General features: G+C 50.5%; 25 protein-coding genes and 1 other annotated feature. Of the genes, 8 read left to right on the top strand and 17 right to left on the bottom strand.

The window, feature by feature from the left end:
- The first annotated feature begins 181 nt into the window (after nt 1-181).
- Entirely contained in the window at nt 182-631 is a 450-nt protein-coding gene (locus tag ACY1JZ_RS14725) for a GNAT family N-acetyltransferase (RefSeq protein WP_462629824.1), read from the top strand.
- Nucleotides 632-766: 135 nt separating this feature from the next.
- Here the strand turns inward: ACY1JZ_RS14725 and ACY1JZ_RS14720 are convergent, their stop codons facing one another.
- The 5 genes from ACY1JZ_RS14720 to ACY1JZ_RS14700 form a co-directional block, all read right to left on the bottom strand.
- Nucleotides 767-1,135, bottom strand: coding sequence for a hypothetical protein (locus ACY1JZ_RS14720; protein ID WP_270169360.1), 369 nt, complete (start codon nt 1,133-1,135; stop codon nt 767-769).
- Between the two features lie 311 nt (nt 1,136-1,446).
- A complete protein-coding gene (rplT, locus tag ACY1JZ_RS14715) occupies nt 1,447-1,806 on the bottom strand; it encodes a 50S ribosomal protein L20 (protein WP_270169359.1) in 360 nt (119 codons plus the stop codon).
- A 57-nt stretch (nt 1,807-1,863) separates the two neighbouring features.
- Nucleotides 1,864-2,064, bottom strand: a complete 201-nt coding sequence (gene rpmI / locus ACY1JZ_RS14710; RefSeq protein WP_028560409.1) for a 50S ribosomal protein L35 — start codon at nt 2,062-2,064, stop codon at nt 1,864-1,866.
- A gap of 21 nt (nt 2,065-2,085) precedes the next feature.
- Complete coding sequence (gene infC, locus ACY1JZ_RS14705; RefSeq protein WP_270172372.1) at nt 2,086-2,583, bottom strand: translation initiation factor IF-3; 498 nt, start codon at nt 2,581-2,583, stop codon at nt 2,086-2,088.
- An 89-nt stretch (nt 2,584-2,672) separates the two neighbouring features.
- Nucleotides 2,673-2,814, bottom strand: a sequence feature (ribosomal protein L20 leader region).
- 140 nt (nt 2,815-2,954) lie between these two features.
- Nucleotides 2,955-4,208, bottom strand: coding sequence for a glycosyltransferase family 2 protein (locus ACY1JZ_RS14700; protein WP_270169358.1), 1,254 nt, complete (start codon nt 4,206-4,208; stop codon nt 2,955-2,957).
- Nucleotides 4,209-5,053: 845 nt separating this feature from the next.
- Between ACY1JZ_RS14700 and ACY1JZ_RS14695 the strand changes: the two genes are divergently transcribed.
- The gene (locus ACY1JZ_RS14695; RefSeq protein WP_462629823.1) at nt 5,054-5,638 is read left to right on the top strand and encodes a phosphatase PAP2 family protein; all 585 of its coding nucleotides are present in this window, start codon (nt 5,054-5,056) and stop codon (nt 5,636-5,638) included.
- Here ACY1JZ_RS14695 and trmB read toward each other — a convergent pair.
- Together trmB and ACY1JZ_RS14685 are read right to left on the bottom strand one after the other, a co-directional pair.
- Complete coding sequence (gene trmB / locus ACY1JZ_RS14690) at nt 5,557-6,348, bottom strand: tRNA (guanosine(46)-N7)-methyltransferase TrmB (protein WP_462629822.1); 792 nt, start codon at nt 6,346-6,348, stop codon at nt 5,557-5,559. The genes ACY1JZ_RS14695 and trmB overlap by 82 nt on opposite strands.
- 229 nt (nt 6,349-6,577) lie before the next feature.
- Complete coding sequence (locus tag ACY1JZ_RS14685; RefSeq protein ID WP_270169355.1) at nt 6,578-6,790, bottom strand: hypothetical protein; 213 nt, start codon at nt 6,788-6,790, stop codon at nt 6,578-6,580.
- A 258-nt stretch (nt 6,791-7,048) separates the two neighbouring features.
- Here ACY1JZ_RS14685 and mnmL point away from each other — a divergent pair, with 258 nt between their 5' ends.
- The 4 genes from mnmL (at nt 7,049) to ACY1JZ_RS14665 (ending at nt 10,156) form a co-directional block, all read left to right on the top strand.
- A complete protein-coding gene (mnmL, locus tag ACY1JZ_RS14680) occupies nt 7,049-8,014 on the top strand; it encodes a tRNA modification radical SAM protein MnmL/YtqA (RefSeq protein WP_462629821.1) in 966 nt (321 codons plus the stop codon).
- Between the two features lie 3 nt (nt 8,015-8,017).
- Nucleotides 8,018-8,641 (top strand): tRNA 5-(aminomethyl)-2-thiouridylate-methyltransferase MnmM, encoded by a 624-nt coding sequence (mnmM, locus tag ACY1JZ_RS14675; RefSeq protein WP_462629820.1) that lies wholly within the window; start codon nt 8,018-8,020, stop codon nt 8,639-8,641.
- Nucleotides 8,642-8,656: 15 nt separating this feature from the next.
- Entirely contained in the window at nt 8,657-9,049 is a 393-nt protein-coding gene (locus ACY1JZ_RS14670) for a VOC family protein (RefSeq protein WP_270169350.1), read from the top strand.
- A 135-nt stretch (nt 9,050-9,184) separates the two neighbouring features.
- Nucleotides 9,185-10,156, top strand: coding sequence for a type I phosphomannose isomerase catalytic subunit (locus ACY1JZ_RS14665; RefSeq protein WP_270169348.1), 972 nt, complete (start codon nt 9,185-9,187; stop codon nt 10,154-10,156).
- 116 nt (nt 10,157-10,272) lie between these two features.
- Here the strand turns inward: ACY1JZ_RS14665 and ACY1JZ_RS14660 are convergent, their stop codons facing one another.
- Together ACY1JZ_RS14660 and ACY1JZ_RS14655 are read right to left on the bottom strand one after the other, a co-directional pair.
- Nucleotides 10,273-10,878: a DUF2087 domain-containing protein gene (locus tag ACY1JZ_RS14660; RefSeq protein ID WP_462629819.1), complete on the bottom strand. Its 606-nt coding sequence runs from the start codon at nt 10,876-10,878 to the stop codon at nt 10,273-10,275.
- Nucleotides 10,879-11,101: 223 nt separating this feature from the next.
- Nucleotides 11,102-11,476 (bottom strand): VOC family protein, encoded by a 375-nt coding sequence (locus ACY1JZ_RS14655; protein WP_462629818.1) that lies wholly within the window; start codon nt 11,474-11,476, stop codon nt 11,102-11,104.
- A gap of 266 nt (nt 11,477-11,742) precedes the next feature.
- Between ACY1JZ_RS14655 and ACY1JZ_RS14650 the strand changes: the two genes are divergently transcribed.
- On the top strand, nt 11,743-12,492 hold the full coding sequence (locus tag ACY1JZ_RS14650; RefSeq protein WP_462629816.1) for a class I SAM-dependent methyltransferase: 750 nt from the start codon (nt 11,743-11,745) through the stop codon (nt 12,490-12,492).
- A 266-nt stretch (nt 12,493-12,758) separates the two neighbouring features.
- Here the strand turns inward: ACY1JZ_RS14650 and ACY1JZ_RS14645 are convergent, their stop codons facing one another.
- From ACY1JZ_RS14645 to ACY1JZ_RS14630, 4 genes are all read right to left on the bottom strand, one after another.
- Nucleotides 12,759-13,964 (bottom strand): RCC1 domain-containing protein, encoded by a 1,206-nt coding sequence (locus tag ACY1JZ_RS14645; RefSeq protein WP_270169344.1) that lies wholly within the window; start codon nt 13,962-13,964, stop codon nt 12,759-12,761.
- A 315-nt stretch (nt 13,965-14,279) separates the two neighbouring features.
- Nucleotides 14,280-16,100, bottom strand: coding sequence for a B12-binding domain-containing radical SAM protein (locus ACY1JZ_RS14640; RefSeq protein WP_462629814.1), 1,821 nt, complete (start codon nt 16,098-16,100; stop codon nt 14,280-14,282).
- Between the two features lie 172 nt (nt 16,101-16,272).
- Nucleotides 16,273-17,787, bottom strand: a complete 1,515-nt coding sequence (locus ACY1JZ_RS14635; protein WP_462629812.1) for a stalk domain-containing protein — start codon at nt 17,785-17,787, stop codon at nt 16,273-16,275.
- A 294-nt stretch (nt 17,788-18,081) separates the two neighbouring features.
- A complete protein-coding gene (locus ACY1JZ_RS14630) occupies nt 18,082-18,258 on the bottom strand; it encodes a hypothetical protein (RefSeq protein ID WP_270169338.1) in 177 nt (58 codons plus the stop codon).
- A gap of 377 nt (nt 18,259-18,635) precedes the next feature.
- Between ACY1JZ_RS14630 and lplA the strand changes: the two genes are divergently transcribed.
- Nucleotides 18,636-19,661: a lipoate--protein ligase gene (lplA, locus tag ACY1JZ_RS14625; protein ID WP_462629811.1), complete on the top strand. Its 1,026-nt coding sequence runs from the start codon at nt 18,636-18,638 to the stop codon at nt 19,659-19,661.
- A gap of 71 nt (nt 19,662-19,732) precedes the next feature.
- Here lplA and ACY1JZ_RS14620 read toward each other — a convergent pair whose 3' ends face one another.
- The 4 genes from ACY1JZ_RS14620 to ACY1JZ_RS14605 form a co-directional block, all read right to left on the bottom strand.
- Nucleotides 19,733-20,545, bottom strand: a complete 813-nt coding sequence (locus ACY1JZ_RS14620) for a carbohydrate ABC transporter permease (protein ID WP_270172371.1) — start codon at nt 20,543-20,545, stop codon at nt 19,733-19,735.
- 62 nt (nt 20,546-20,607) lie between these two features.
- Entirely contained in the window at nt 20,608-21,519 is a 912-nt protein-coding gene (locus tag ACY1JZ_RS14615; protein ID WP_270169334.1) for a carbohydrate ABC transporter permease, read from the bottom strand.
- Nucleotides 21,520-21,594: 75 nt separating this feature from the next.
- Nucleotides 21,595-22,974, bottom strand: a complete 1,380-nt coding sequence (locus tag ACY1JZ_RS14610) for an extracellular solute-binding protein (RefSeq protein WP_270169332.1) — start codon at nt 22,972-22,974, stop codon at nt 21,595-21,597.
- Between the two features lie 54 nt (nt 22,975-23,028).
- Nucleotides 23,029-24,336 carry a glycoside hydrolase family 125 protein gene (locus ACY1JZ_RS14605; RefSeq protein WP_462629809.1) on the bottom strand — a complete coding sequence of 436 codons (1,308 nt, stop codon included), beginning with the start codon at nt 24,334-24,336 and terminating at the stop codon, nt 23,029-23,031.
- Nucleotides 24,337-24,504 lie beyond the last annotated feature (168 nt).

Genomic DNA, 24,504 nt, shown 5'->3' with positions numbered 1-24,504 from the left:
CGATAAAGTATAAGCTATAAAGCTAATTATATGCATCCCAGACGCATTCGTCAATACTAGGATGCCATACGACAAAAAAAACTATGCATTCCTTGCCAAGAAATGCACACAAGCCGCTCTTCCCCTATAGGATAGATCAACAAGGAAATGGCGCAGAGCGCCGCAGCAAGGAGGCTTATTCATGCAAGTCATTATGCGGCGTTATACGACTGCTGACAAAGCAGCCGTGCTGCAGCTTATCCGCGCCGAGCTCGTTCCGCTCTCCAACACCGTGCACAGTCTGGATGGCAAGCTGCTTCGCCTTCTTCCCCGCCGCCTCAAGCAAGGCGTCACGCTCATTGCCGGGCGCACGCGCAGCTCGCCTCCGCTTGCCTTCATCCATTACATGACCGGCAACAAGCTCCTGTTCATCGACATGCTGGTTGTCCATTCCCGCTATCAGGGCAAGCAGCTCGGGACACAGCTCATGTGTGCAGCGGAGGCGGATGGCCGAGCCCGCGGCTGCAGCCGGGCGCTCCTGTTTGTCGATAAGGGCAATGACGGAGCCGTCCGCTTCTACAATCGTCTCGGCTACACACTTGCCCGCTATGACCAAGCTCTGCAGTGCTATGAGCTGGGCAAGCCATTGTGATCCATGCCTGGTTCGCACAGGCCCCTGCCGCGCAGTTCCATCTGTAAAAAAACCATGAGCCGCTCGCCTGCACAAGCCGGCTTGCGGCTCCACTTGGATTCCGAGATTCTCTGTGTCAATCTCTTAGGAAAAATCTTAGAAAAACCCTCCGCCATACGGATTAATGCCGTTATAGCCGTATGGACCGGCTCCATACGGAACACCGCCATAAGGAACACCGCCGTATGGACCGATACCGCCAGGGTAGCCAAAACCGCCACCAAAACCACCGCCGAAGCCGCCGCCAAAGGCATACGGTGCAGTGCCGATCGCCAGCAGATCGAACAGTACAAGCGGAATAATCGCCTTCGTGTAGACTCGTTTCCCCTTCACCCTCGGCTGAATATGGAGCTTTGTACCATGCACGCGCACCAGTCTGCCGCTGACTACCGTTCCATCCTTCCGCATCGCATAGACATGCTTGCCGATCAGCTTTTGAACATCACGCTTGGATAGTTTGGACATGGCTATCTCCTCCTTTCCCACCAGCATATTCACCGGCAGAGGAAATGGCCTGTACCTTTGACTAGGGTGGTCTTCAAACTCCGACGGGAGCAGATTACGCCGAATTTTCGTTCCGGGCAAGGCACGTTCTCGCAGGCGTACCGGGGTACGTCAAGAGAACGTAACGCAGCACGGGGCGAAAAGGCGGTGAACGATGCCCTTGAGCGGGTTGGAAGACACGCCCTGGCGCCGCGCAAAAAACCGCCCGGCCGGGGCAATGAGCAAGATCTGCTACCATTGCGCTCCAGACACGGGCGGTTGTCAGCCTGTAACTAGGCGTTGATTTTTTGTTTTGCTACGCCAGCCAGCGAGTTGAACGCGCTGATGTCGTTCACTGCCAGATCGGCCAGCATCTTGCGGTTTACTTCCACGCCAGCCAGCTTCAGACCGTACATGAACTTGCTGTAGGACAGGCCGTTTTGGCGTGCAGCAGCATTGATCCGTGTGATCCACAGCTTGCGGAAGTCGCGCTTCCGTTGACGACGGTCACGGTAAGCGTAGAGCAAGGATTTCATGACTTGCTCTTTTGCAGTTTTAAATAAACGGTGTTTGGAGCCGAAGTAGCCTTTAGCCAGCTTCAAAATTCTTTTGCGACGACGAGTACGGACAAATCCGCCTTTAACTCTTGCCATATGTTAAACCCTCCTGGTAATTGTATGCTGAATAATGGTATTACAGATGCTACAAGCTTATCTCAGTTGGTCCAGACCTTGCTTCAGACGGCTTACATCGCCTGCAGCCATCAGCGGCTGTCCAGCAAGAACGCGCTTTTGACGACCGGACTTGTGGGACAACAAGTGGTTTTTGTATGCTTTGTAGCGTTTTACTTTTCCAGTGCCAGTAATTTTGAAGCGGTCTTTCAGACTGCTGTGTGTTTTCATCTTAGGCATTATCAGTGGTCCTCCTCGGGATCAATTGTTAGATTTTGGTGCAAGAATCATAATCATGCTGCGCCCTTCAAGCTTGGGAGCACGCTCCATTACGCAAATATCTGCAACCTCTTTGGAGAGACGATCCAAAATGCGCTGTCCAATCGACGCATGGGCAATCTCGCGGCCGCGGAAGCGAACCGAGCATTTGACCTTGTCGCCTTCATTCAGAAACTTGACTACATTGCGGAACTTGGTCTGATAGTCATGCTCGTCGATGTTGGCGCGGAACCATACTTCCTTGAGATCCACGATCTTCTGATTCTTGCGGGCTTCTTTTTCTTTCTTCTGCTGCTCATAACGGAATTTTCCATAATCCATAATCCGGCATACCGGGGGTTTGGCCGTCGGAGCGACATTGACCAGATCCATGTTCAGATCAATCGCCATCTGAAGCGCCTCGCGCAGCGGCGTAATGCCGATCTGCTCGCCTTCTGCTCCAACCAAGCGTACCTCTCTTGCACGAATCTCGTCATTGATTTGATGTTCTCTGCTAATAACCTTCCACCTCCATGGCAAATATCAAACTGTAATGTAATCAGCGCGGATGCGCAATATAATTACCTTGACAAAACAAAAAAACACGGACCGCATACGGACCCGCATTCCAACAATGCTCGCATACAAGGCAATCTATGCCCTGTTATGAAAACAAGCGTACCAGCCGACATCTGTCGATCAGGTGAGAAGCGGGCGCTTCTGCTTTGGCTTATCCTTTACGTTTACTGCACCAGATCAATATACCATGGCCTGCATGGATTGTCAATTATTTTTTACAACTGTCCCAGGCGCGGCCATCCTCACATGCGTAGCGCCGCCCTATCCACATGGGCGGCGCTACGATGCTGCGTTTATCGTGTCAATTCCCCTGCCTGCTTACCCTGAACCTCCTCAAGACGGATGACGCGGGTATGCTCGGTATGGCTCCATTGCCGATTCTTCTGCGTGAAGAAGGCATAGACTGTAATCGGCAGCCAGGACAGCAGATAGATCGGGAACAGAACCAACTGCAGATAGATGCGAGCCGGTACTTTCTCGACATACAGCACGATAGGAAATTGCATAATGGTATAGGCCATGTAAGGCACCATGAACCAGAGCGGGATGAACTCGTACAGCGAGTTGAACGCCCACACATTCGGGATCAGCATCGACAGCCAGACCGCAGCGGTCACCACGACACCGATCAGGAACGTGTACGGATTGAATACATAGAAGGCCGCATCAATCTTAGCCGCCTTGCGCTGCCTGACCCCTTGCCACAGCAAAGGGAAAAAGTAACGTGTTGCCACATCGAACTGCCCTTGTGTCCAGCGCAGGCGCTGACGAGCCGAGGCCTTGAAGGTCACAGGCTTCTCGTCGAAGACGCGAGCATCGTAATTGATCTTCGGATAAATATCGCGCATGATGCAGTGGATGCTGAACTCCAGATCCTCGACCAGACTGGTCGCGCCCCAGCCAATCTCCTGCAGCAGCTTCGTCTCGAAGCACATGCCCGTGCCGCCAAGGAAATTGGAGAAGCCTACATTCGCCCGTGATACTTGCCACATGCGGTTTGTGAACCAATAGTTGATGCCGTTAGAGGCACTGACCCAGGAGTCATGCGGATTTTTGGTATCCAGATAGCCCTGAATGACGCGGATGCCATTGCACAGATCATCATTCATCAACTGCAGGAAGTCCGTGCTCGCCAGATTGTCCGCATCGAACATTACGACGGCATCATAGCTTCGTGGCAGCTTCCACAGCTCGGCCAGCATCCATTGAATCGCATAGCCCTTGCCTCGCTCATTTTGATTATGGCGGACATAGGCATGTACCCCGTCATAACTTCTTGCGATCTCTGCAGTCTTATCAGTGCAGTTATCGCAAATAACAAATATATCAAACAAATGTCTCGGATATTTCATTTTCAACAAGTTCTCGATCAATGCCCCAACGACCTGCTCTTCATTATGAGCGGCGATCAGCACAGCGAACGACTTTTGAGCCGGATGGGAAGGTGATGCAGCTTTGCGCCGCCATCCGTATAACGACAGACCCACCTGATACAACCCGACCAGCGCTACAAAGAGCTGGAGACTGATAACGACTGAATTTAACATAGTTAGTGTGTTGCCCCCTTGCGACCCCAATTTTTAATTGTTTTTTTGTTTTTGTCTTCTCTCTTTTTGCAGACATGATGTTTTCTTTGTTATTGCTCTTTTTCGCAGCCATCCTGATTTTGCTCGTTTTCTGTTAATTTGTCAAAACGGGAAATCGCGCTAAAAGAGCCTGCTTCGGCTGGAAAGTGCGCAGATTGAAAAACAAACCACGCTCTCCGATGCATTTTATGCCGCTTAGTTCTTATTTTCATCCAATTGCGCCCTTTTTAATTCCTTTGTCCTTGCCCGCGCCGCAAATTAGCAAAACATTACAAAATTCGCTTCGCCCCCTTCGGTAGGTATAGGGTGAGACGGAATTGGCTGCACAGGACCGCCACGGATCAACTCCAAGAGACATCGGCTGCTTTGAGGCATCTCCTCTGCACTAATAGACGGATCATTCATGCAAAAGGTTTCTAACTCGCCCCAGCCCAAGCGTAAACGGCTGTCGCCGTCCTTGACGGCTAAGCATCGTTGCACGTAGATATAGAAGCCCCTCTACTACCCTGTTTAACCTTGCCTGTCCGATAATAAACCTTGCGCCAGCCTGATTCCCGAGCCTCATATGGTCATGCTAGTCCGATTTTTATCGACATGCCCAGACAGCTTCCCTATATAAATGCGGACATCCTGGATTCAAGTCCAGGTGGCGGATAAGACAGAGTATGGTATGATAAAAAACGCAAGACATACCTGTTGCCTCTAGAGGCACTCCCTTGCAGGATGGAACAACGGTTTACGAATGAGAAAAATTTAATGTACACTATATAGAATGAAAACAAATCGCGGCTAAACTGGAGGTGACTATGAGCCAAAAAAAAGGAGGAGCCATCATCGAAAAGCTGCGTGCGTGGTTTGAGCTTGGTGAGCACCGGATGCTGCTGTGGGCGAACCGTCGCCCCATCAATAGATTCGTCTCGACATGGCTGAGCCGATGGCTGGGATGCGTCACCCATATCGGAGGGGCTACGTTTACGCTGGTTACTGCGCTGTGTATCGGGCTGTTCGCAGGCTACCCTTGGAATGTGGCCGGCTGGCAGAGCCTCACAGCCGTTGCTGTAAGCCACATTCCGGTATTTATAGCCAAGCGCAAGTTCAAAAGACTGCGCCCCTTTCAGGCGCTGGACAATGTGAATATCGGCAAACGGATACTCATCGACCCGTCCTTTCCATCCGGCCATACCACGGCGGTATTCGCCTGGATGCTACCCTTGCTGTACGCAGACAGCAGCCTTATGCCATTGCTGCTCCCGGCTGCCGTCGTATTACTGCTCTCGGTCGCCTGGTCAAGAATGTATCTCGGACTTCATTATCCCTCTGACGTCATTGCCGGCGCCGTTGTCGGCTCACTGACCGCCTCGCTGGTCTCGCTGTTCTGGTGGTCAGCCTGAGCTTCTGCCTGCCCGGCGAGCTGCTGCTTGAAATCAGACAATGCCTGTTGACCGATCACGGCTTCCAGCCTGTAGATCGGCTGACCGAGGCCGACGAACTTCGTCTCGTATTCTGTGAGCACCAGATCGTCGCGCAGCCCATCTCGATGCAGATCGAGCGAGATATTGCGCAACTGCAGGCCCACCTCTGTAAAGCTGTTCAACGAAAATTCGAACAGCTTCATCGAATCCGTCTTAAAATGAATTTCACCGCGCCCGTTCAGCAGCTCCACATACTTCGCCAAAAAGCGAGGATGGGTCAGTCTGCGGCGGGCGTGCTTGCTCTTAGGCCATGGATCGCTAAAGTTCAAGTAAATCCGTTCGATCTCTCCAGGTTCAAACATCGTCTCGATCCCTTCGATATTGGCACGCAGCAGCGCCAGATTCGGCGGTGTAGTCTCCCCTTTCTCCTCCCACACCAGACGCCCCTTCTCGCTAGCGCGGCGAATCAGCTCATCATACATATCGACGCCGATAAAGTTAATATCCGGGTTGCGCCCGCTCTGCTGGCTAATGAATTGCCCCTTGCCCATCCCCAGCTCGACATAGATCGGTTTATCATTGCCGAAGAATTCCTTCCAGCGCCCCTTGTATGCCTGAGCATCCAGAACGACCAGCTCCGGCTGCGCCTCCAGACTCTCCACTATTCCCTTCCTGCCTCTTAACCGCATGCGTGAATCCTCCATCTGTTCTCTATATTGTGTCCGACTGGCAGCTTGCTCCTCGCTCAATAGACTAAGCCTATTGTGCCAAATCCGGCACACTGCTGTAAAGGGGCTGGCGCTAGAGCAATAAAGGCAGACGAACTCGGCCGCACAGATATATTCATAATAAAACAGCCCGCAGCAAGCCGCGGACTGTCCGTATATAAGGGAAATAAGGGAACTCCCTCAAATCATTTTAATTCAACAACTGATAATCTATCGGGTCATTGTCGGAGGGGCGGTCGATCTCGAAGGTTTCGCTCAGCACTTCCTTAATTTTGCGGCGTGCCTCCACCTCAAGCTTATGGTTGCCATGGAATCGAATTCCTGAAAGCGCCATCAATTCTTTGACAGTTAATTGAACGGTAACTTTCTCTTCACCTTGCGGAATTTTCACCATCGTATTCATATTGCATCACCTCGTAGTTTTTTTATTTACAGCATTTCCAAAAAAACATGATGCTATGACAAGGGTTCGATTCGGAGTAGAAGTGTAGCAAACCTTGATTTTTATTAATTTTAATATAACACATCATGTAAGGTATAGCAAGCCTAAATCCTCATCTCTGCCGGAATTTTTTCTAAGGCTGCATCTGCTGAATATGGCGCTGTGCATTGGCTAAGACCTCGTGTTTCATGTACAATAAGGAGAAAAAGGAGTACCGCTATGCCAAGCGCCGCCAACCTGTCTCCTCTGCCTGATCTGCAGCTATGGGGAGACAAACGGTTTCATACATGGAATTACGAGATGCGCGAGCAGTTCGGCGGGAAAGTGTTCAAGGTGATGCTGGATGCCGGATTTACATGTCCGAACCGGGACGGCTCGATCGCCAAGGGCGGCTGCACCTTTTGCAGTGCGCGTGGCTCAGGCGACTTCGCGGGCAGCCGTCGTGATGACCTAATCACCCAGTTCAACACGATTCGAAGCCGCCAGCATCAGAAATGGCCTCAGGCCGCTTATATCGGATATTTCCAGGCCTATACCAATACGTATGCTCCTGTGGAGCAGCTTCGGGAATATTATGAGGTCATCCTGGAGCAGCCCGGAGTTGTCGGCCTGTCGATCGCTACGCGTCCCGACTGCCTGCCTGATGAGGTCGTCGATTATCTGGCCGAGTTGAACGAGCGCACCTATCTATGGGTGGAGATGGGGCTTCAGACGATCCATGAGTCTACCTCGACCCTTATTAATCGTGCCCATGATACACAGTGTTATCTGGATGCGGTCGCGAAGCTGCGCGCCCGCGGTATCCGCGTCTGCACGCATATTATCTACGGACTGCCTCAAGAGACGCACGAGATGATGCTGGACACCGGCAGAGCCGTAGCCGGCATGGACGTGCAGGGGATCAAGATTCACCTGCTGCATCTGATGCGCAAAACACCGATGGTCAAGCAATACGAGGCAGGCCTGCTGCAATTTCTGGAGCAGGACGAATACATCGGGCTGATCGCTGACACGCTGGAGCTGCTGCCGCCGGGCATGATTGTGCACCGTCTTACTGGAGATGCACCCCGGCAACTGCTGATCGGCCCGATGTGGAGCCTGAACAAATGGGAGGTTCTTAATGGGATTGACAAGGAATTGCGCCGCCGCGAGAGCTGGCAAGGCAAGCGCTGGAGGCAGGTGTAGCGAATGGGACTGCTGTCGGTATTAAGCCTGGCCCACCGCTGGACAGCCGAGCGTGTTCAGCCTGGCGATATCGTCGTCGATGCGACAGCGGGCAACGGCGTCGACACCCTGTTTCTGAGCGAGGCTGCCGGGCCGCGAGGCATGGTGTACGCCTTCGATATACAGCAGCAGGCGCTGGACAATACGAAGGCGCGGCTGGAGCGTGCTGTCCGCGAGGGCAAGCGGCTCGCGCCGGTGCGTCTGCTGCTCCAGAGCCACGATACGCTGCCCGCTGCCCTTCCGGCCGCAGAGCATGGACGACTAGCCGCTGTGCTGTTCAATCTGGGCTATCTGCCAGCGGAGGGAGCCGATCCGGCAGTCATCACCCAGCAGAGCACAACATTGGCGGCGCTTGAGGCTTCGCTGGCATTGCTGCGCCCAGGCGGTCTGCTGTCGATCGTCCTCTACCCCGGACATGCTGGCGGAGGGGACGAATCGGCCGCTGTAGAGCAATGGGCGCAGCAGCTCAATCCGCAGCTTGCACAGGCAGCTATATACCGGATGCTGCAGAAGCCGCTGGCGCCCTATTGGATTGGTATTGAGAAGCGCAAGCAGCTACAGGCGCTCTCTGCGGAAGAAATTACATAGAAGGAGGATACGACGATGGCAATTAAGAAGCTGGAGCATGTGGGCATTATGGTGGCGAATGTGGATGCGTCCGTGAAATTCTATACCGAGGTGTTAGGCATGAAGCATTTGGGCACTATGATGCATACCAATGGTGTCATCAAGCTAGGTTTTCTTGCCTTTGAAGAGGCTGGAGAGACACAGGTGGAGCTGATCGAGGGCTACCCTTCAGAGCTGCCAGCGGAGGGCAAGGTGCATCATATTGCCTTTACGGTGGACAAGCTGGAGGACGAGATAGAGCGCCTGCGAGCGCTTGGCGTCACTGCACGCGACAGCGAGATTACAACCTTGCCTAACGGCAGCCGTTATTTTTTCTTTTATGGCCCAGATGGAGAAATCTTCGAGCTGTTCGAGCCCGCCCAGAACTAAGACAGCTAGGCTACTCTAGTCATGCTGCAACTGTCCCGCAAGCGTAGAGGCTTGGCAAGCTGCCATGCTCGCGCAAAGACGCGGCACGCCAAATAACAACGAATATACAGACACAACTACTAAGGAGAGAAACCAATGACTGTAGCAGCTTATCCATTGCAATTCAAGCCCGAGATGAAAGAACGTGTATGGGGAGGTCGCGCCCTGGAGCAATTCGGCCTGGAGCTTCCGCCCGGAGCGATTGGCGAAGGCTGGATGATCGGTGACCATCCGAATGGAACAACCAAGGTAATCAATGGCGAGCTGGCTGGCCTTGGGCTGGATCAGATTCGCGAGACATACGGCGCTGCCTGGTTTGGCAGTCGCGGATTCTCCGAGAAGAACGGGCGCTTCCCACTGCTGATCAAGCTGCTGGATTGCAACGACGATCTGTCTGTGCAAGTCCACCCGACAGACAGCTATGAGCGACTGCCTGCGGGCGAGCTAGGCAAGACCGAGATGTGGTATATTCTCGCCGCCAAGCCGGATGCGAAGATTATCTACGGCCTGCAGCCGAATATGGACCGTGCGGCGCTGGAGTCAGCGATTCATGAAGGCCGAATTATGGAATGTCTACAGGAGGTGCCCGTCAAGGCTGGAGATGCCTTCTACATTCCGGCTGGCACCGTTCATGCTCTGTGCGCTGGCGTTGTCGTAGCCGAGATTCAGCAGAACTCCGATACGACCTACCGTTTGTACGATTATAATCGGCCCGGACTGGATGGGCAGCTTCGCGAGCTGCATATTGAGGACTCGCTGAATGTGATTGCTTATGAAGGAGCAGGCGCAACCCGGATGGAGACTGGCAATCTTGATGCCGGACAATGGCTGGAGATTGCGCGTTCCCCTTACTTTGTCGTAGAGAAAGGGATTGTGAGCGGGCCATGGGCGCTCTCTACTGCCCCGGAGAGCTTCGTCATACTCGTCATCGCTGAGGGCGAGGGCACGCTGAGCTGGGATGGCGGGAGCCAGGCTGTGAAGGCCGGCGAGTGCTTCCTGCTCCCGGCAACGCTTGGCAGCTACGAGTTGGATGGACAGCTCACCGTGCTGCGCAGCGAATTACCGTAAGGCCAGCACAGGGACACATTCAACCCCTCATCTAACCATTACAAGAAGCCCTTATACTTGTGCTTGTCTCACGCACAAGTATACGGGCTGTATTTCAATATCCCCCACCCTATCCCTCACGACAGAGTTTCCCATCTAGCCCACATGTCTTGTGGATTTAATTCGTAAACTTCGTTTTCTCTGTACATGAATTGATGCATAATAAATTCCCTGCGCACCGTTGCGTAGTCATCATGGAATTGTTTAATAAAATCATTGATTTCCATCTCACTATACTTCCGCCCCTTTTCCAACTGGGACACGAGATGCTCCAACACAATAAGTTTTTTCTTGAGTTGAGCGGGTAGACTCTTCAATCTCCCTTCGGATGTGAAGAAGTTTTTAATGACGGAGTCCTTCATTCGCTTAGAGTCATCATGCATGATGTTCATACCTCCTTTGGCATTAACTCTTCGATAAATCAAATGTTCTGTAGCAGTGGCATTATTCTTGATAAAGTAATGATTTAATGAAAAATAAATCGTGTTTTTGTCCCTTCGCTCGTTAATCAAACTAGCTTTTCGCAGTTTCGTGGCATGATGAGTAATTGTTGCAGGTGCGACTCCTAACCTTTCCGCCAAAACCTGGCCATTCAGTTCTCCATCAGCAAGCAGAATTAATATTTTGATTCGTGTAGGATCTGCCAGAGCCTTATGATAGCTAACCACCTTATCTAATTGCATTCGTTCCACCTTCTTAACTAATTCGACGTATATCTAATTTGATGATCATTAAATCATATGATACTACAATAGGGATTAATTGTAATGTAGATGCTCTGCTACACTATTTTGGGGCAGCCATCACGATGGCAGCGAAAATGGCATGAAAAAAGAGGGGTTCTCCACCCCTCTTCATGTCCTACCAATGCAACGCAATGAGATACAGATTGCTTATGCCGTTATATTACTTCTTTTCTGATACGGCGAAGTAGTTGTCTTCAACGTCCGCAAAGTTGAACACTCTACCCGTTGGAAGCTCCATAATGTCTCCCACCTTGACCTTTTTGTTCTGGAGGTCACTGTATAATGCATCAAACTGATCTGTGTAATACATGATCGACGGAGTTCCAAGGTTCATCTCGGGGTTCATCTTGGCAATGAGCTCCTTATGATGAAAAACAAGGCTTGTTGCCGCACCCTTAGGGGCTACCTCAATCCATCTCATCGGACCGCTGGTCTGATCCGAGATGACCTCGAAGCCGAGCTTCTCCGTCCAGAAGTCTCTGCATGCTTCTTGGTTATTCACGTACAGCATCACTTGACCCAATCTGTTAATCATCATTTAGCACTCCTCGTAAGTAATACGGATATACTGCACATCTCATAGTGACGCCACCTCTTCACTATAAGATGTGTTGGCGTTACCTTCATTATACTTGATGTCTACTTGGCTTTCTATTGTTTGTCAATGTTAACACATGCAAAAACATACTCGTTATGTATTTTACTTCTTGATTGATAAACTCTATTCGAACTATAATTGAAAGCTAATACATTGAATGATATTAGTTGACATTTTATCCTCAATGGAAGGTGGAATAAAAAATGAATCCATTGGAATACAAAGAATTTTATGATAGAGTCGGCAAAATAAACGGTTGGAATTTTAGCAATGTCAAATGCGTTGCTGAAGGAACGAGATGGGATTTGTATCGTGAGGTAACGAAGACCTGCAAGAAATCGGATATTATTCTTGACATTGGTACTGGTGGCGGGGAAGCGATATTATCACTAGCTGAATCTGCACTACTTTTAGTTGGAATTGACCAATCTGCTGGAATGATTGAAACCGCAATTACAAATTCCGTTAAGTCAGGCATACCTAATGTACGTTTCCTCAAGATGGAAGCTGAACTATTGGATTTTCCTGCCGACTTTTTTAATGTAGTCTCGTGTAGACATTCGGAATTTATCGCTAAAGAAGTCGCAAGGGTTTTAGTTAAGGGCGGTACGTTCTTTACTCAGCAAGTTAGCGAAAACGACAAATTAAATATTAAAGAAGCGTTTGGAAGAGGACAGGCATTGGGTACAAAGGCAGGTACATTAAAGCATCAATATATTACTAAATTAAGCGAAGCGGGCTTTAGCGACATTCAGGCATTTGAATTTAATGTTATTGAATATTACCAAACGGCTGAAGACCTTATTTTTTTATTAAAACACACCCCGATAATTCCCAACTTCGGACAGACTGAGGTTGATTTTCAAATACTCCATCAGTTTATTATGGAGAATCAAACCGAGAAGGGGATTAGGACAAATTCGGAACGCTTTATAATCACTGCTAAGTTATAGAGATTATATGTAAAGGGGCTGCTCGAAAAATCAAATGAAATGAAGGGCACGATTCAGCAAAATACAGTCCCTCCAGGAGAAGGTTGTTTTGGACGCATCAGACGGGTTTTGTCCGCTTTTGATGATCTGGATTCTAAGGTAAAAAGCGGACAAAAAACACCTCAAGACAATCTTTTCCGTTCGGTCCTTACTGCTGAATATGTATTCATTTCACGGACTTCCGGACAGCCCCTGAAACTTAAGGTTATAGACGGGAGCTATCCCTTCTATTGGAGTTGTTTAACAAGGATTGGAGTCAAGCTGTCCTTAAAGCTCGCATCACCTAGCTGTCCGACGTTATTTTTCCCCCACGCCCATAGCTTACCGTCTTCCGTAATGGCCACGGCATGGTTATCTCCCATGGCTACCGAGTTCACCTTCCCCAGTCCGCCAATACGTCTTAATAGATGCCCATTCTCAAACTCAGAAAAATTTTTATAGTCGCCTATGTTGTATCCCAAGACCCAGAGAGACCCATCCTTCTTTAGAACGAGCGTACTCAGGCCGGATGTAACAATGGAAGAAACCTCCGATAAACGCTTAATTTTCACGGGTTTATCTACGATTTTGGTATCATCGGGCAGTCCCAGCTTACCTTTGTTGTTCTCTCCCCATCCCCATACAGACCCGTCCTTTTCAATCGCGAAATTTTGCCGCCCAGTCCCCTTTGATAAGGCCACGATATTGGTCAAACCCTCCACCTTATGGGCGACATAATTGGTGTTAACATGAATATTGCGAATCACATAGGTATTGTTTATTTCAAAATACTCATTATACTGCTTATCCGCTTGGACAAATGTCTTCTCTTCTTCATACGCAGTCCATACCCACACTGTCCCATCCTCCTTTAAAATAAGGACAGAGGCATCGCCGTTCCATGAAATATCTTTCGCGTCCGTTATATTCTCAAGCTTATGTAGCCCATTATAGTATACCAAGGGATGCCATACCCACACAGAACCGTCTTTATCGATAGCGGAGAAAACATCTCCTACCGATATCTTCACAATATTATTCAGACCTTCGATCTGTTTCGGTTCAGTAAACACAGAAACGGTTTCATGTATGATTTTGGAGATTACCTCAAAGGTCTTCTCAGACTCCCAAACTGTCCCATCCTTTTTTAAAAAGATTTGTTTATTCCGGTACGATTGAATTTCAGCTACATCCTTTATATGTGGCATAAGCTTCGGAGTATTATCTTCGAGAGTAATCTTACCTTTAATCACATCCCCATTGTCTCCCCATTGCCAGACCGATCCATCCGATGCATGAAGAACACTGTGACTACCGTCTGCAGTAACGGTAGGCTTTACGACCGACTCTGGCGCAGCCAGTGCGGGTACAGACAACGCTAGAGATAGTCCTGCGACCAATAGAACTGACCGCTGAAATTTCGCCAGCTTCCCTGTTAGTGCATTGATTTTCAAACCATTCACTCCATTCCTTAATATTATTTATCCAATATATAGACGGTTTTCCATAGAAATTAGTTGCAGCGAATTAAACATTAGGTAAAAAAGGGGGAGAGAATCAGGGCAACCGATCTTAGAAATAAACGAGCTGAAATACGGCTCTGACTGGTGGTATGAGGAGTTCGATGTAAAGTAGCAGGCATCCGCCTCACTACCTTCCTGCATAAACATGCATATAAAAAGTTGGGTGGAAAACATGGTGTTTTCCAGCCCAACTTTTTTGTTTTAGGTGCTTATTGGTCAACCCCAGCAGTCCACACTCAACAGCATTTAGTGCGGCGAAGCCGATGGCTGGATGCGCGGAATCGCCATCATGAAGGTCTGATTCGCCGGGCCGGCTGTCTTGAGGTCGGGACGGTAGATCATCACCAGCAGCGTATCCCGCTCTGTACTCAGCGTCCCCTCCTGCAGATATTGACCCAGGTCGAACGGCAGCTTCTCCAGCACCGTGTGCTTGTGCAGCTCCTTCTCCGACAGCGCGAGCGCTGCGAATGACGCGGACACCTGCTCTGGCTCCCGCGCCAGCCGTTTCATCCAGTTGCTCCACTCCTCCTTGGCGAGCATGAACTCCCACCATATCTTACGCGGCTTGTAGTTGTGCTGCAGGAAATAATCATACTTCATCAAGCCCAGCACAACTCCTAGATCGAGACGTTCGCGAATCTCAGCTTGCCGGGCGACAGCATCATTAAGGAAGGCAGCCAGCCGAGTGAACAGATCATCCAACTGATGGCCGATCTTCTGCCAGCCCCGTTCCTCCCAATAATCTCCGAAGCGCTGGAAGAAATCAAACGGCGAATCGAATACCCGCTCGATCAGATAGAGCAGCGTATGATCCATGCGATGCGCATTCCAATACTTCTCCAGCACGTCCTCGACCCGCTTGATCCGCACAATATCGTGGAACGGCATCAGATCATTGCCCAATATCTCATAAGGAGCACGATCCATATAGACATAGCCATATTTCTTCGCCTGGATGCGCAGGCCAGTGCCGCGCAGCATCTTCAGGAAGCCGAGCTGCAGCTCCTCCGGGCGCAGTGCGAACACATCATTGAAGGTCTTGCTGAACGTCGCATAATCCTCATGCGGCAGGCCGGCAATGAGATCCAGATGCTGATCGATCTTGCCGCTCTCCTTCACCTTCGTCACGGTACGTGTCAGCTTGGCAAAATTCTGACGTCGCTGCACCGCTTCATTCGTGATGTCATTGGTGGACTGCACCCCGATCTCGAAACGGAAGACGCCTGGCGGCGCATGCTCGGCCAGATAGTCCAGCACCTCCGGTCTCATAATATCCGCCGTAATCTCAAATTGGAAGACGCATCCATTATGATTCTCTATTAGAAAACGGAACATCTCCAGTGCATAGTCACGTTTAATATTGAAGGTTCTGTCTACAAACTTGATCAGCTTCGCTCCCGACTCGATCAGATAGAGTATGTCCGACTTCGTGCGCTCGATGTCGAAGTAGCGAACCCCCACCTCAATACTGGACAAGCAGAACTGGCAACTGAATGGACAGCCACGGCTTGTCTCGAAATAGACCACCCGGTTCGCCAGATGAGGCAGATCCTCCGCGAAGCGATGCGGCGAGGGCAGCTCAGCCAGATTCAGCTTGGGTCGTGGCGGATTCACGATCGGCTCCAGCACACCATTCTTCTCCTTGCGGTAGGCAAGGCCAAACACAAGATGATATTTCTGCGTATCCGACAGCTCTGTCAGCAGATGGTGAAAGGTCTCCTCGCCTTCGCCCACGACGATAAAGTCCACCTCGGGAATCCGGTTCAGCCAGTGCTCGACATCGTAGCTGACCTCAGGACCGCCGAGCACAATGCGTAGCTGTGGCATGATTTTGCGCAGCATGTTAATGACCGTAATCGTCTCTTCAATATTCCAGATATAGCAGGAGAATCCGATGACATCCGGCTGCCTGGCATACAGGTCGGAGACAATATTCATTGGCGGGTCCTTGATCGTATATTCAGCAATATCAATATCGAATTGATGGGCGCTGTACGCCTTGAGACAGCGCAGAGCTAGCGAGGTGTGAATATATTTGGCATTCAGCGTAGACAGCACGACTTTCATTGATTGCAAGCTCCTTCGCTCTGTAAGCTGGATTATTCCTTCTATTGTACCTAATTCGACTAGTAACGTAAACGTACAGCTTGACGAAGGCACGATGAAGACGAACAACTCCTATTTTCTACGATTATAACATGCACAAGGGCCGACCATCAGAGATGGCCGGCCCAGTAAGCTAGGAACGAATATAAATATACCCTTTATCTTTCAGTTGTGCGCGAATGACCGGGTAACGCACCTGCCATTTGCCATCGCTCAGCGAGGTCAGCTCGCTGGAATCGATGCCGCTCGGCTTATAGCCGAAGGTCTGATCGTAATAGATAATGATCTCCAGCTTCTCGCCCTCAGGCAGCAGCGGCTTCAGGTCGCCAAGCGCATTGGCCGCCCAGATGCGGCTGTACTTCGCCATGCTCTCGGCATAGTACATGTAGAACGAAGTTTGAATGTTCGCGGTTATAACCAGCCCATCCGTGCTGTTGCGGGTAACCTTCCAGTCGGTGAGCTCTGCGGTTCCTTCCTCTGCCTGAATACCGCCGAACTCCTTCGCCATCAGCTTGGCGATCTCCTCATCGGACATGCCGCTGAGCGAGGCTGGCAGTCTGGAGGGCATGAAGACAGGCGTCTTATTCGGCGCATTGTCATATTTAGACAGCAAACCATAGATGTTATAGACAGAGATCGCAAAACCGATATCTGCGCTCGTTCCTTCATATTTGGAGGTCGTCAAGCCGATGAGCTCCCCATACTCATCGAACAACCCGCCGCCGGAGCTGCCGTGGTCGATCGGCGTGCTGATCTGGAACGTTTCAATATCTTTGTCCGAATCATAGTAGATATTGCTGATCAGTCCTTCAGTAACAGAATTCTGCACCCCTTGCGGGCTGCCGATCGCATACACCTTATCTCCCTTGTATGCCATCTCGTCGTCTCCGAGGAGGACTGGGTCAATGTTCAATTCCGTCGACGTCTGGATGAGTGCCAGATCAGCCTCCTCATCATAGGCAACGATGCCCTCTACCTTGAGCTTCTTGCCATCCATCGTATATACCGTCGCACTCTTGGCACTGGACATCACATGGTAATTCGTCAGCACGAGCTTCGGCCCGATGACCACCCCGCTGCCCTGAGAGCGATCCGTCTCGATCATCAGCACCTTGTCATCGTTAAAGGCAACGATCTGCCAGCCCTCCGCCTTACTCGCCTCTTGGCTTGCTTGCTGCGCCTCTAACGATGTAATATGAATCGTCCGGCTGGCGTTGTCCCATTTGATCTGCGCCCCGAGCGCCTCGCTGACAAAACGCAGCGGCACCATGGTCGTTCCGCCGATAACCTTGGCCGGTATGTCCAGCTTGGTGGTCTCACCGTTCACGACGGCATTGATCGATCCAATCTTAATGGTAATGACCGTAGAATTTTTCTTCGCAACCACAGTCTGTGTCTGCTCATTCCATGATATATCGGCGCCAAGCGCCTGGAATAGAGATCGCATCGGTACAAGCGTAACACCCTTCTCCTGGCGAGGGCCTGGCTGGAAGGAGACTTGACTTCCATCAATATAGACCTCAATCTCGTTAGTAGCCTTAGCCGAAGTGGCCGCTACGACCTGATTGTCTGGTATTCCCGGTAGTGGAACGACAGCCATGCTGACAGCAAATAGTGACAGTAGCAGCGTCTGTGCTAGTTTCTTCATCGTATGCGCTTCCTCCCAATTATCTCCTGTATTCCCACAGGCCATTCTACCATAGCAACCCCACTCCCTACTAGGTTTATTTTATTTCCAGCCCATCTATTAGCCTTTCTTTAGAAAATCTTTAGAATATAGCAATAAAATAACCTCCCACCAGAAGCACGCGCTTCTCATGGGAGGTTCGGCTGGCGGCTATTACAAACTCCGGCAAGGCCACTGTGCACGAGCACCTAGAATACAGCTGAATTCCCTGCTTCGGTCATCACAATCTGTTACATGGGAACCATGTCAAATCACTTAATTCCAGGCGCGCGGCTGTACCCGTTGCTTTCTTCTTCTGCGGAGCAGCTTGCGAATCCCCTTCTCTTCCTTCTTCTCATCCAGAATTCTCTTCACCCCACGAATCAGGAGCTTCGCTCTCAGCTCATCCTCACGACTCATTTTATGAAGCTCATCAAAAAATAATTGATTCATTCAGATCATCTCCATAGGTATAAAGTTTTACTTTATTGCTCAATGGGCGACTAGGCACACGACAAGGCACATATAGGCTGACTTAGACAATCTTTTCAATAAACCATCGAATATCATCGAATTTTGTTGTTATATCCTTATTTTACACAATCCCTCTGAACAATTCCTATACATCCCAGCTCTTTTGCGACAATTTTACACTTATATTTGCATGGTTCGCAAGAAATAGTTCCAAAGAACTACGAATCTTGTCGATTATTCTGTCCTTTCATCTCTTTTCATACACAGGCAAGCTTTGCATGGCCCACCCTGTACAGGTACAATGAATAGTAAAGGAAGCACATGCTGCCAGAGGCAGTAGGAATGGAGGACGAACAATGCTGTTTATTGATAACAAGGGAATTACAGATCCGACACTGAATCTGGCTATCGAAGAATATGCCTTGCGGAAGCTGCCTATGACAGATAGCTATCTGCTGTTCTATATTAATGAGCCGTCGATCATTATTGGGAAAAATCAGAACACGATTGAGGAGATTAATGCTGAGTATGTCAAAGAGAACAAGCTGCATGTTGTGCGGCGTCTATCTGGGGGCGGAGCCGTCTATCATGATCTTGGCAATCTCAACTTCAGCTTCATCACTGCCGATGACGGCGAATCCTTTCATAACTTTCGCAAATTCACCGAGCCCGTTATTGCTACGCTCAGGCAGTTGGGGGTAGATGCTGAATTGACCGGGCGCAATGACATCCAGGTCGGGGAGCGAAAAATATCCGGCAACGCGCAATTCGCCACCAAAGGGCGGATGTTCAGTCATGGGACACTGCTGTTTAACTCAGAGATGGAGCATGTCGCCTCCGCACTGAAGGTGAAGCCGCTCAAGGTCGCATCCAAGAGCACCAAGTCTGTCCGTGCTCGCGTGGCGAATATTAGCGAATTTTTGACAGAGTCGATGACGATTACAGCATTTCGCGCGCGGATTTTGCAGCATATCATGGAGCTGTCTGGCTCAGATGCCGTTTCGGAGTACAAGCTGACAGACGAGGATTGGGCAGGCATTCATCAACTGGCCGATGAACGCTATCGGAACTGGGATTGGAACTATGGCAGGTCGCCCAAGTTTAATCTGCGCAGCGGGGTCAAGTTCCCTGTGGGGATTATAGAGGCGCTGCTGGATGTGGAGCAGGGCCGGATAGCCGGACTCAAGCTGTATGGCGATTTCTTCGGCGTGAAGGATGTCTCAGAGCTAGAGGAGCTGCTTACTGGCGTTCGTTACGAGGAGAGCGCCGTGGCGGCGGCATTGGAGGGCATCGATCTGACCGGCTACTTCGGCAAGCTGGATCAGGCTGACTTCGTGCGGCTGCTGTTCTCGGCAGATGAGGCGGACAGCATGGAGGCATAACACCTCGCTACAGCATGAATAAGCGGGAAGCTAGGCCGTGAATCCACAGCCTGGCTTCCCGCTTTGTTGAATTAGCCTTTGCTTGCGCCGCCAAAGCTGAAGCCTTTGGACATATGGCGCTGACCGATAATATAGAGGACGACTGCCGGTATCGAGTAGACGACGGAGAAGGCGGCTAGCTTGCCGTACTGTACTACGCCATTCTGACCGAAGTATTGATAGATCGATACAGCAGCCGGCAGCTTATCCGGGCTTTGCAGCAGGATGAAAGGGACGAGGAAGTTGCCCCAGCTTCCAGCGAAGGCATAGATGCCGATCGTGAAGATGCCTGGCAGCATGAGCGGTACGATGATCAACCGCAAGGTTGTCAATACCGAGGCACCATCCACCCATGCTGCTTCCTCCAGCTCGATAGGTACCGAGTCCATGAAGTTCTTCATCATCCAGATGGCGTATGGCAGCGCCGAAGCCGTCAGGAATAGCACCGTGAAGAATAACGAATCCTGGAGCTGGAAGTAGAGGAAAAACTGGTAGACGGGCACCATCACCGCCGTAATCGGCAAGCCTGTCGAGAACAGAATCAGATACATAAAGGAACGCTTGTATCGAAGCTGATAGCGGGACAGCGGATACGAGGCCAGCCCCGATACGATAATAACCAGCAGGGCCTGCCCTACCGCCAGAATCAGACCATTAACGAATGAGCGCTGATTGGACTCGCTGGACAAGGTTGAGATGTAGTTGTCTGCTGTTATCGTTTCTGGCAGCTTCATCGACAATGTCGCTCCGCCGTCAACCGAGGCGATCAGCAGCCATAGCAGCGGAATAAGAAACAGCAGCCCGATCAGCGAAAGAATAATATACGGCAGCGTTCGGTATATCATGAACCGATTGAGCTTCTTCGGCTTCCAAGCTTGGGATTTCACTGTATTGCCTCCTTGTGCCATTAGATTTTCACCTTCAATACGCGCATGTAGATCAGGCTCGCCACGATGCCGATCACAAGCAGCGACAGCGAAATCGCGGTACCGTATCCGAGCTGATAGTTCACGAATGCCTGACGGTACATGTAGATTGGAAGAATCTCGGTGCTGTTGCCCGGACCGCCTCCGGTCAGCGCATAGATCAGGGTGAACGTGCCCAAGGTCTGGAGTGTAATCAGGATCATGTTGGTCAGCACGGAAGGCAAGATCATCGGAATCGTGATGCGCACCAGCTTCTGGAAGCCACTTGCGCCATCCATCATGGCCGATTCCTCCACCTCACGCGGCACATCGCCAAGCGCTGACTGGAAGACCATCATAGAGAATGCTGTACCACGCCAGATATTGGCGACAATGACCGAGACCATAGGGAACGTATACAACCACGCTACAGGCTTCAAACCGAGCGCCTCAATGACCGTATTCAGCGTGCCCGAGTCATTCAGGAACGCGAACCAGACGAACGCGCACACAATCTCAGGTGTAACCCAGCCTGCAATGACGATGGAGCCGATCACGCTGCGGAAGCCGCTGTTGCGCCCGTTCATCAGAATCGCGATCAGGAAGCCCATCACCTGTTGGCCGATGACCGCTGAGAAGATTAAGAAGATGACCGTCTTCACTACCGAATTGCGGAAGTTCGGATCATCAAACATATTTACGAAGTTGGTAAAGCCAATAAATTGGGATTGCGCAGCATTGATCCCGGTTAACGACATATTGGTGAATGCGAAGTAAAACGTTAAAATAGTTGGCACAAAAAAGAAAATCAACAACAGCACCCAGCTCGGCATTAAAAACAGAATCGCTCGCCAGTTTGTTGGTCCTGCCTGTTTCTTTCGCCGCTTCGCAGCTTGAGGTTCAAGCGCGTCCATATGATAAGATTCCTCCTTGCTGAAGGGGCTGGCCGAATGCCGGACTTCCCGGCATTCGGTACCCTAAAATCCAACTTATTGCTTCGAGACGATACGATCAGCGCCTACCGTGCGCTCTACATTTTTGGCATATTCGTTCATGGCTGCCTCTGGTGTCAGTGCACCTGTTGCCACTTTCTCTACAATCTCCTGGGCGACGGAAGTCACTGAAGGATACTCGGCATTTGCCGGACGAACGTGAGTGTAAGTGATGAAGTCGGCTGCTACACCGTACAGCGTCCCTTTTTGACCGGTATATTCGCTATCCTTCGCTACGTCTGTTCGTGGAGTCAGTGCGCCATCGAGAATCGCGAACTTCTTATTATTCTTCTCATTGATCGCCATTTTAATGAATTCGAAGCCGAGCTCCTTCTCAGCGGACTTCTTGGCTACTGCCAATGTCCAGCCGCCCGACATCGATGTGAAGCCTGGCGCTTCGCCATTTTGAGTTGGCATCTTCACGAAGTCATAGACGTCGAGGGCTTCAGGCCATGGCTTGCCCCCGCTCTCTCCCCAGTTGCCTGTCAGCCAGTTGCCATTGAGGACGATCGCGACCTTCTGGTTCGGCATCAGATCCGTCTCCAGCACTTGCCCTGCTTGAGCAGTCAGCACCTGAGACAGCTTCGGCCCCAGATCATTGGAGTAGATGTCATGGATGAAATTCAGCGTATCCAACAGACCTTTTGATTTCACTACCCATTTTCCGTCTTCATACATCTGATCCTGAGTGCCGTACAGCAGCATCTGGAACGTCTGCATCGTGGTCGCTTCTTGACCTGCGGTACCGGTATTCATCCAGAAAGGAATAATGTCCGGTTGTTTTTCCTTGATTGTTCTGGCTGCATCCAGGATGTCATTCCAGCTCTTAGGCTGCCATGGCACCGGCAAGCCTGCTTGCTGGAACAGTTGCTTGTTGTAGTACAGACCGCGAACATCTGTAGAGAAAGGCACACCGTATACTTTGTCGTTCGCTGTTACAGCCGCCTTGATGCCTTCATTAAAGTTTTTCCAGTCATCCCAGGAAGCGACGTTCAGTTCTTCCAGATAGCCTGCTTCGCTATCGGCATTGATCATGAATGAATCCTCAGCCAGCACCTCAGGCGCTGTGCGCTCATCCATCATCAAGAGCGGAATTTTGGTCGCATACTGTGAGCCTTCAATCGCCTGCAGCTCGACTTTAACACCTTTATTGGCTGCTTCGAATTCCTCTTTTACCCCTTTGAGCCATTCTCCCCAGCGATCAGCCTCATTCCATTTACCGTAGGCTACCTTGATCGTCTTCGTCGCTTGTTCGCCAGCACCCCCCGTATTGCCCGTTCCGGTCTCGCCTGGTGTGGCACTGTTGCCGCCACATGCTGATACGACTACAGATAAAGCAACGATCATTGTTCCCAGCCATTTGCTTTTATTACCCATTGTTGAGTCTCCCCTTTGTGTGTAGTTGTTTTCAATTAAAACGGACAGTGACGCTTACTTTAGCTTTGCTGATGGAACCTCATAGCCTAGATGAGTAAGAATCAGCTCGCTGAACAAAGCGTTCGCCCATGAAAACCATTCTCTGGTGTACTGCGTGGAGTCATCTGCGTGAAAGCCTTCATGCAGGAAATCGGTGCCGGCATCCGTCCGCTCCAGTACATCGAGCATCTGCTGCACTTCCTCCTGATCAAGCGATGTCAGGGCTTGCATAGCGAGTGAAATATGCCAAATATAACGTTCAGGCGTATGCGGGCTGCCGATCCCTTCGGCCTCCGCTCCCCGGTAATAATACGGATTGCTGTCGCTTAACACGAAACGGCGTGTATTCAGATAAATCGGGTCATCCGATGTACAGTAGCCCAGATAAGGCAGCGAGAGCAGACTAGGCACGTTGGCGTCATCCATCAGATGGTAATTGCCAGCGCCATCGGTCTCATAGCCATACATTGGGCCGAATTCCTCATGCTCGATGGTAGCGTGGGCATCGATCCCCTGCTTGATCTCCGCCCGCAGCGCATTCGCATCCTCAGCCAACGCTTCATCGCCAAGCACCTCACGCGCAATCTCCGCCATATACCCGAGCACCACCACCGCGAACATATTCGACGGAATCAGATAACCATATGTGCAGGCATCATCGCTTGGACGAAAGCCGGACCAGGTCATGCCGGTATGAACGACCTTGGCTCCCTTGCCCTCCCGAACCAGCGTATCCAGCGGTGGGCAATCGAGCCGTTGGAAGCGATAGTCGGACTTCTCCTCATGATGCTGCTCCGTGCGCCATACTTCCAGTATGAGCTTACAAGCCTGTTGAAATTCAGCATCCAGATGAAATGTATCTCCGGTCGTCTTCCATAACAGATAAGCCAACTGTATCGGATAACAGAGCGAGTCAATCTCATACTTGCGCTCCCATAGCCAGCCGTTCATCTCAGTTAGATCCTGCTGATGGCCTTTGTTGTTCTCACTGTCATTGAAGGCGTTGGCATACGGATCAAGCAAGATGAAGCGGGATTGGCGCTTCACTACGGCGCCTACCAGCTCCGCCATCTGACGATCCTTGCGCGCCAGCAGCAGGTATGGGCGTACTTGCGCTGAAGAGTCGCGCAGCCACATCGCCGGGATGTCGCCGGTAATGATGAAGGTCGTCCCATCCTCAAGCGGCTTGACGGTTGTCGTCAGCGTATTGGCATAACAATTGGCAAACATCCGCGCCAGCTTGGGACGGTGTGACAGCTTGCCAGCCACTTCCTCAATCAGTTCATTGACGGATGCCGGAAGTGAGTTTTGAAGCAGTACCATCGTACATAACCACCTTTATGTTCTCTTGATGATGAAAGGGAATTGTAAAACGCTTTCATTTACTGTATATATATTATTATAACCTTTGATGTTTTGTCAATAACATATTATAAAATATATTTAAATGGTATATAATATCATGACATTTATAAGATGACCTCATCCATA

Source organism: Paenibacillus sp. J5 (assembly GCF_054955055.1).
This window is presented reverse-complemented; position numbering and strand designations above follow the sequence as displayed.

Bases quoted from the DNA above. Each gene is read 5' to 3' on its own strand.
- ACY1JZ_RS14725 (WP_462629824.1), top strand. From the start codon at position 182: ATGCAAGTCATTATGCGGCGTTATACGACTGCTGACAAAGCAGCCGTG.
- ACY1JZ_RS14720 (WP_270169360.1), bottom strand. From the start codon at position 1,135: ATGTCCAAACTATCCAAGCGTGATGTTCAAAAGCTGATCGGCAAGCAT.
- rplT (WP_270169359.1), bottom strand. From the start codon at position 1,806: ATGGCAAGAGTTAAAGGCGGATTTGTCCGTACTCGTCGTCGCAAAAGA.
- rpmI (WP_028560409.1), bottom strand. From the start codon at position 2,064: ATGCCTAAGATGAAAACACACAGCAGTCTGAAAGACCGCTTCAAAATT.
- ACY1JZ_RS14700 (WP_270169358.1), bottom strand. From the start codon at position 4,208: ATGTTAAATTCAGTCGTTATCAGTCTCCAGCTCTTTGTAGCGCTGGTC.
- ACY1JZ_RS14695 (WP_462629823.1), top strand. From the start codon at position 5,054: ATGAGCCAAAAAAAAGGAGGAGCCATCATCGAAAAGCTGCGTGCGTGG.
- trmB (WP_462629822.1), bottom strand. From the start codon at position 6,348: ATGCGGTTAAGAGGCAGGAAGGGAATAGTGGAGAGTCTGGAGGCGCAG.
- ACY1JZ_RS14685 (WP_270169355.1), bottom strand. From the start codon at position 6,790: ATGAATACGATGGTGAAAATTCCGCAAGGTGAAGAGAAAGTTACCGTT.
- mnmL (WP_462629821.1), top strand. From the start codon at position 7,049: ATGCCAAGCGCCGCCAACCTGTCTCCTCTGCCTGATCTGCAGCTATGG.
- mnmM (WP_462629820.1), top strand. From the start codon at position 8,018: ATGGGACTGCTGTCGGTATTAAGCCTGGCCCACCGCTGGACAGCCGAG.
- ACY1JZ_RS14670 (WP_270169350.1), top strand. From the start codon at position 8,657: ATGGCAATTAAGAAGCTGGAGCATGTGGGCATTATGGTGGCGAATGTG.
- ACY1JZ_RS14665 (WP_270169348.1), top strand. From the start codon at position 9,185: ATGACTGTAGCAGCTTATCCATTGCAATTCAAGCCCGAGATGAAAGAA.
- ACY1JZ_RS14660 (WP_462629819.1), bottom strand. From the start codon at position 10,878: ATGCAATTAGATAAGGTGGTTAGCTATCATAAGGCTCTGGCAGATCCT.
- ACY1JZ_RS14655 (WP_462629818.1), bottom strand. From the start codon at position 11,476: ATGATTAACAGATTGGGTCAAGTGATGCTGTACGTGAATAACCAAGAA.
- ACY1JZ_RS14650 (WP_462629816.1), top strand. From the start codon at position 11,743: ATGAATCCATTGGAATACAAAGAATTTTATGATAGAGTCGGCAAAATA.
- ACY1JZ_RS14640 (WP_462629814.1), bottom strand. From the start codon at position 16,100: ATGAAAGTCGTGCTGTCTACGCTGAATGCCAAATATATTCACACCTCG.
- ACY1JZ_RS14635 (WP_462629812.1), bottom strand. From the start codon at position 17,787: ATGAAGAAACTAGCACAGACGCTGCTACTGTCACTATTTGCTGTCAGC.
- ACY1JZ_RS14630 (WP_270169338.1), bottom strand. From the start codon at position 18,258: ATGAATCAATTATTTTTTGATGAGCTTCATAAAATGAGTCGTGAGGAT.
- lplA (WP_462629811.1), top strand. From the start codon at position 18,636: ATGCTGTTTATTGATAACAAGGGAATTACAGATCCGACACTGAATCTG.
- ACY1JZ_RS14620 (WP_270172371.1), bottom strand. From the start codon at position 20,545: ATGATATACCGAACGCTGCCGTATATTATTCTTTCGCTGATCGGGCTG.
- ACY1JZ_RS14615 (WP_270169334.1), bottom strand. From the start codon at position 21,519: ATGGACGCGCTTGAACCTCAAGCTGCGAAGCGGCGAAAGAAACAGGCA.
- ACY1JZ_RS14610 (WP_270169332.1), bottom strand. From the start codon at position 22,974: ATGGGTAATAAAAGCAAATGGCTGGGAACAATGATCGTTGCTTTATCT.
- ACY1JZ_RS14605 (WP_462629809.1), bottom strand. From the start codon at position 24,336: ATGGTACTGCTTCAAAACTCACTTCCGGCATCCGTCAATGAACTGATT.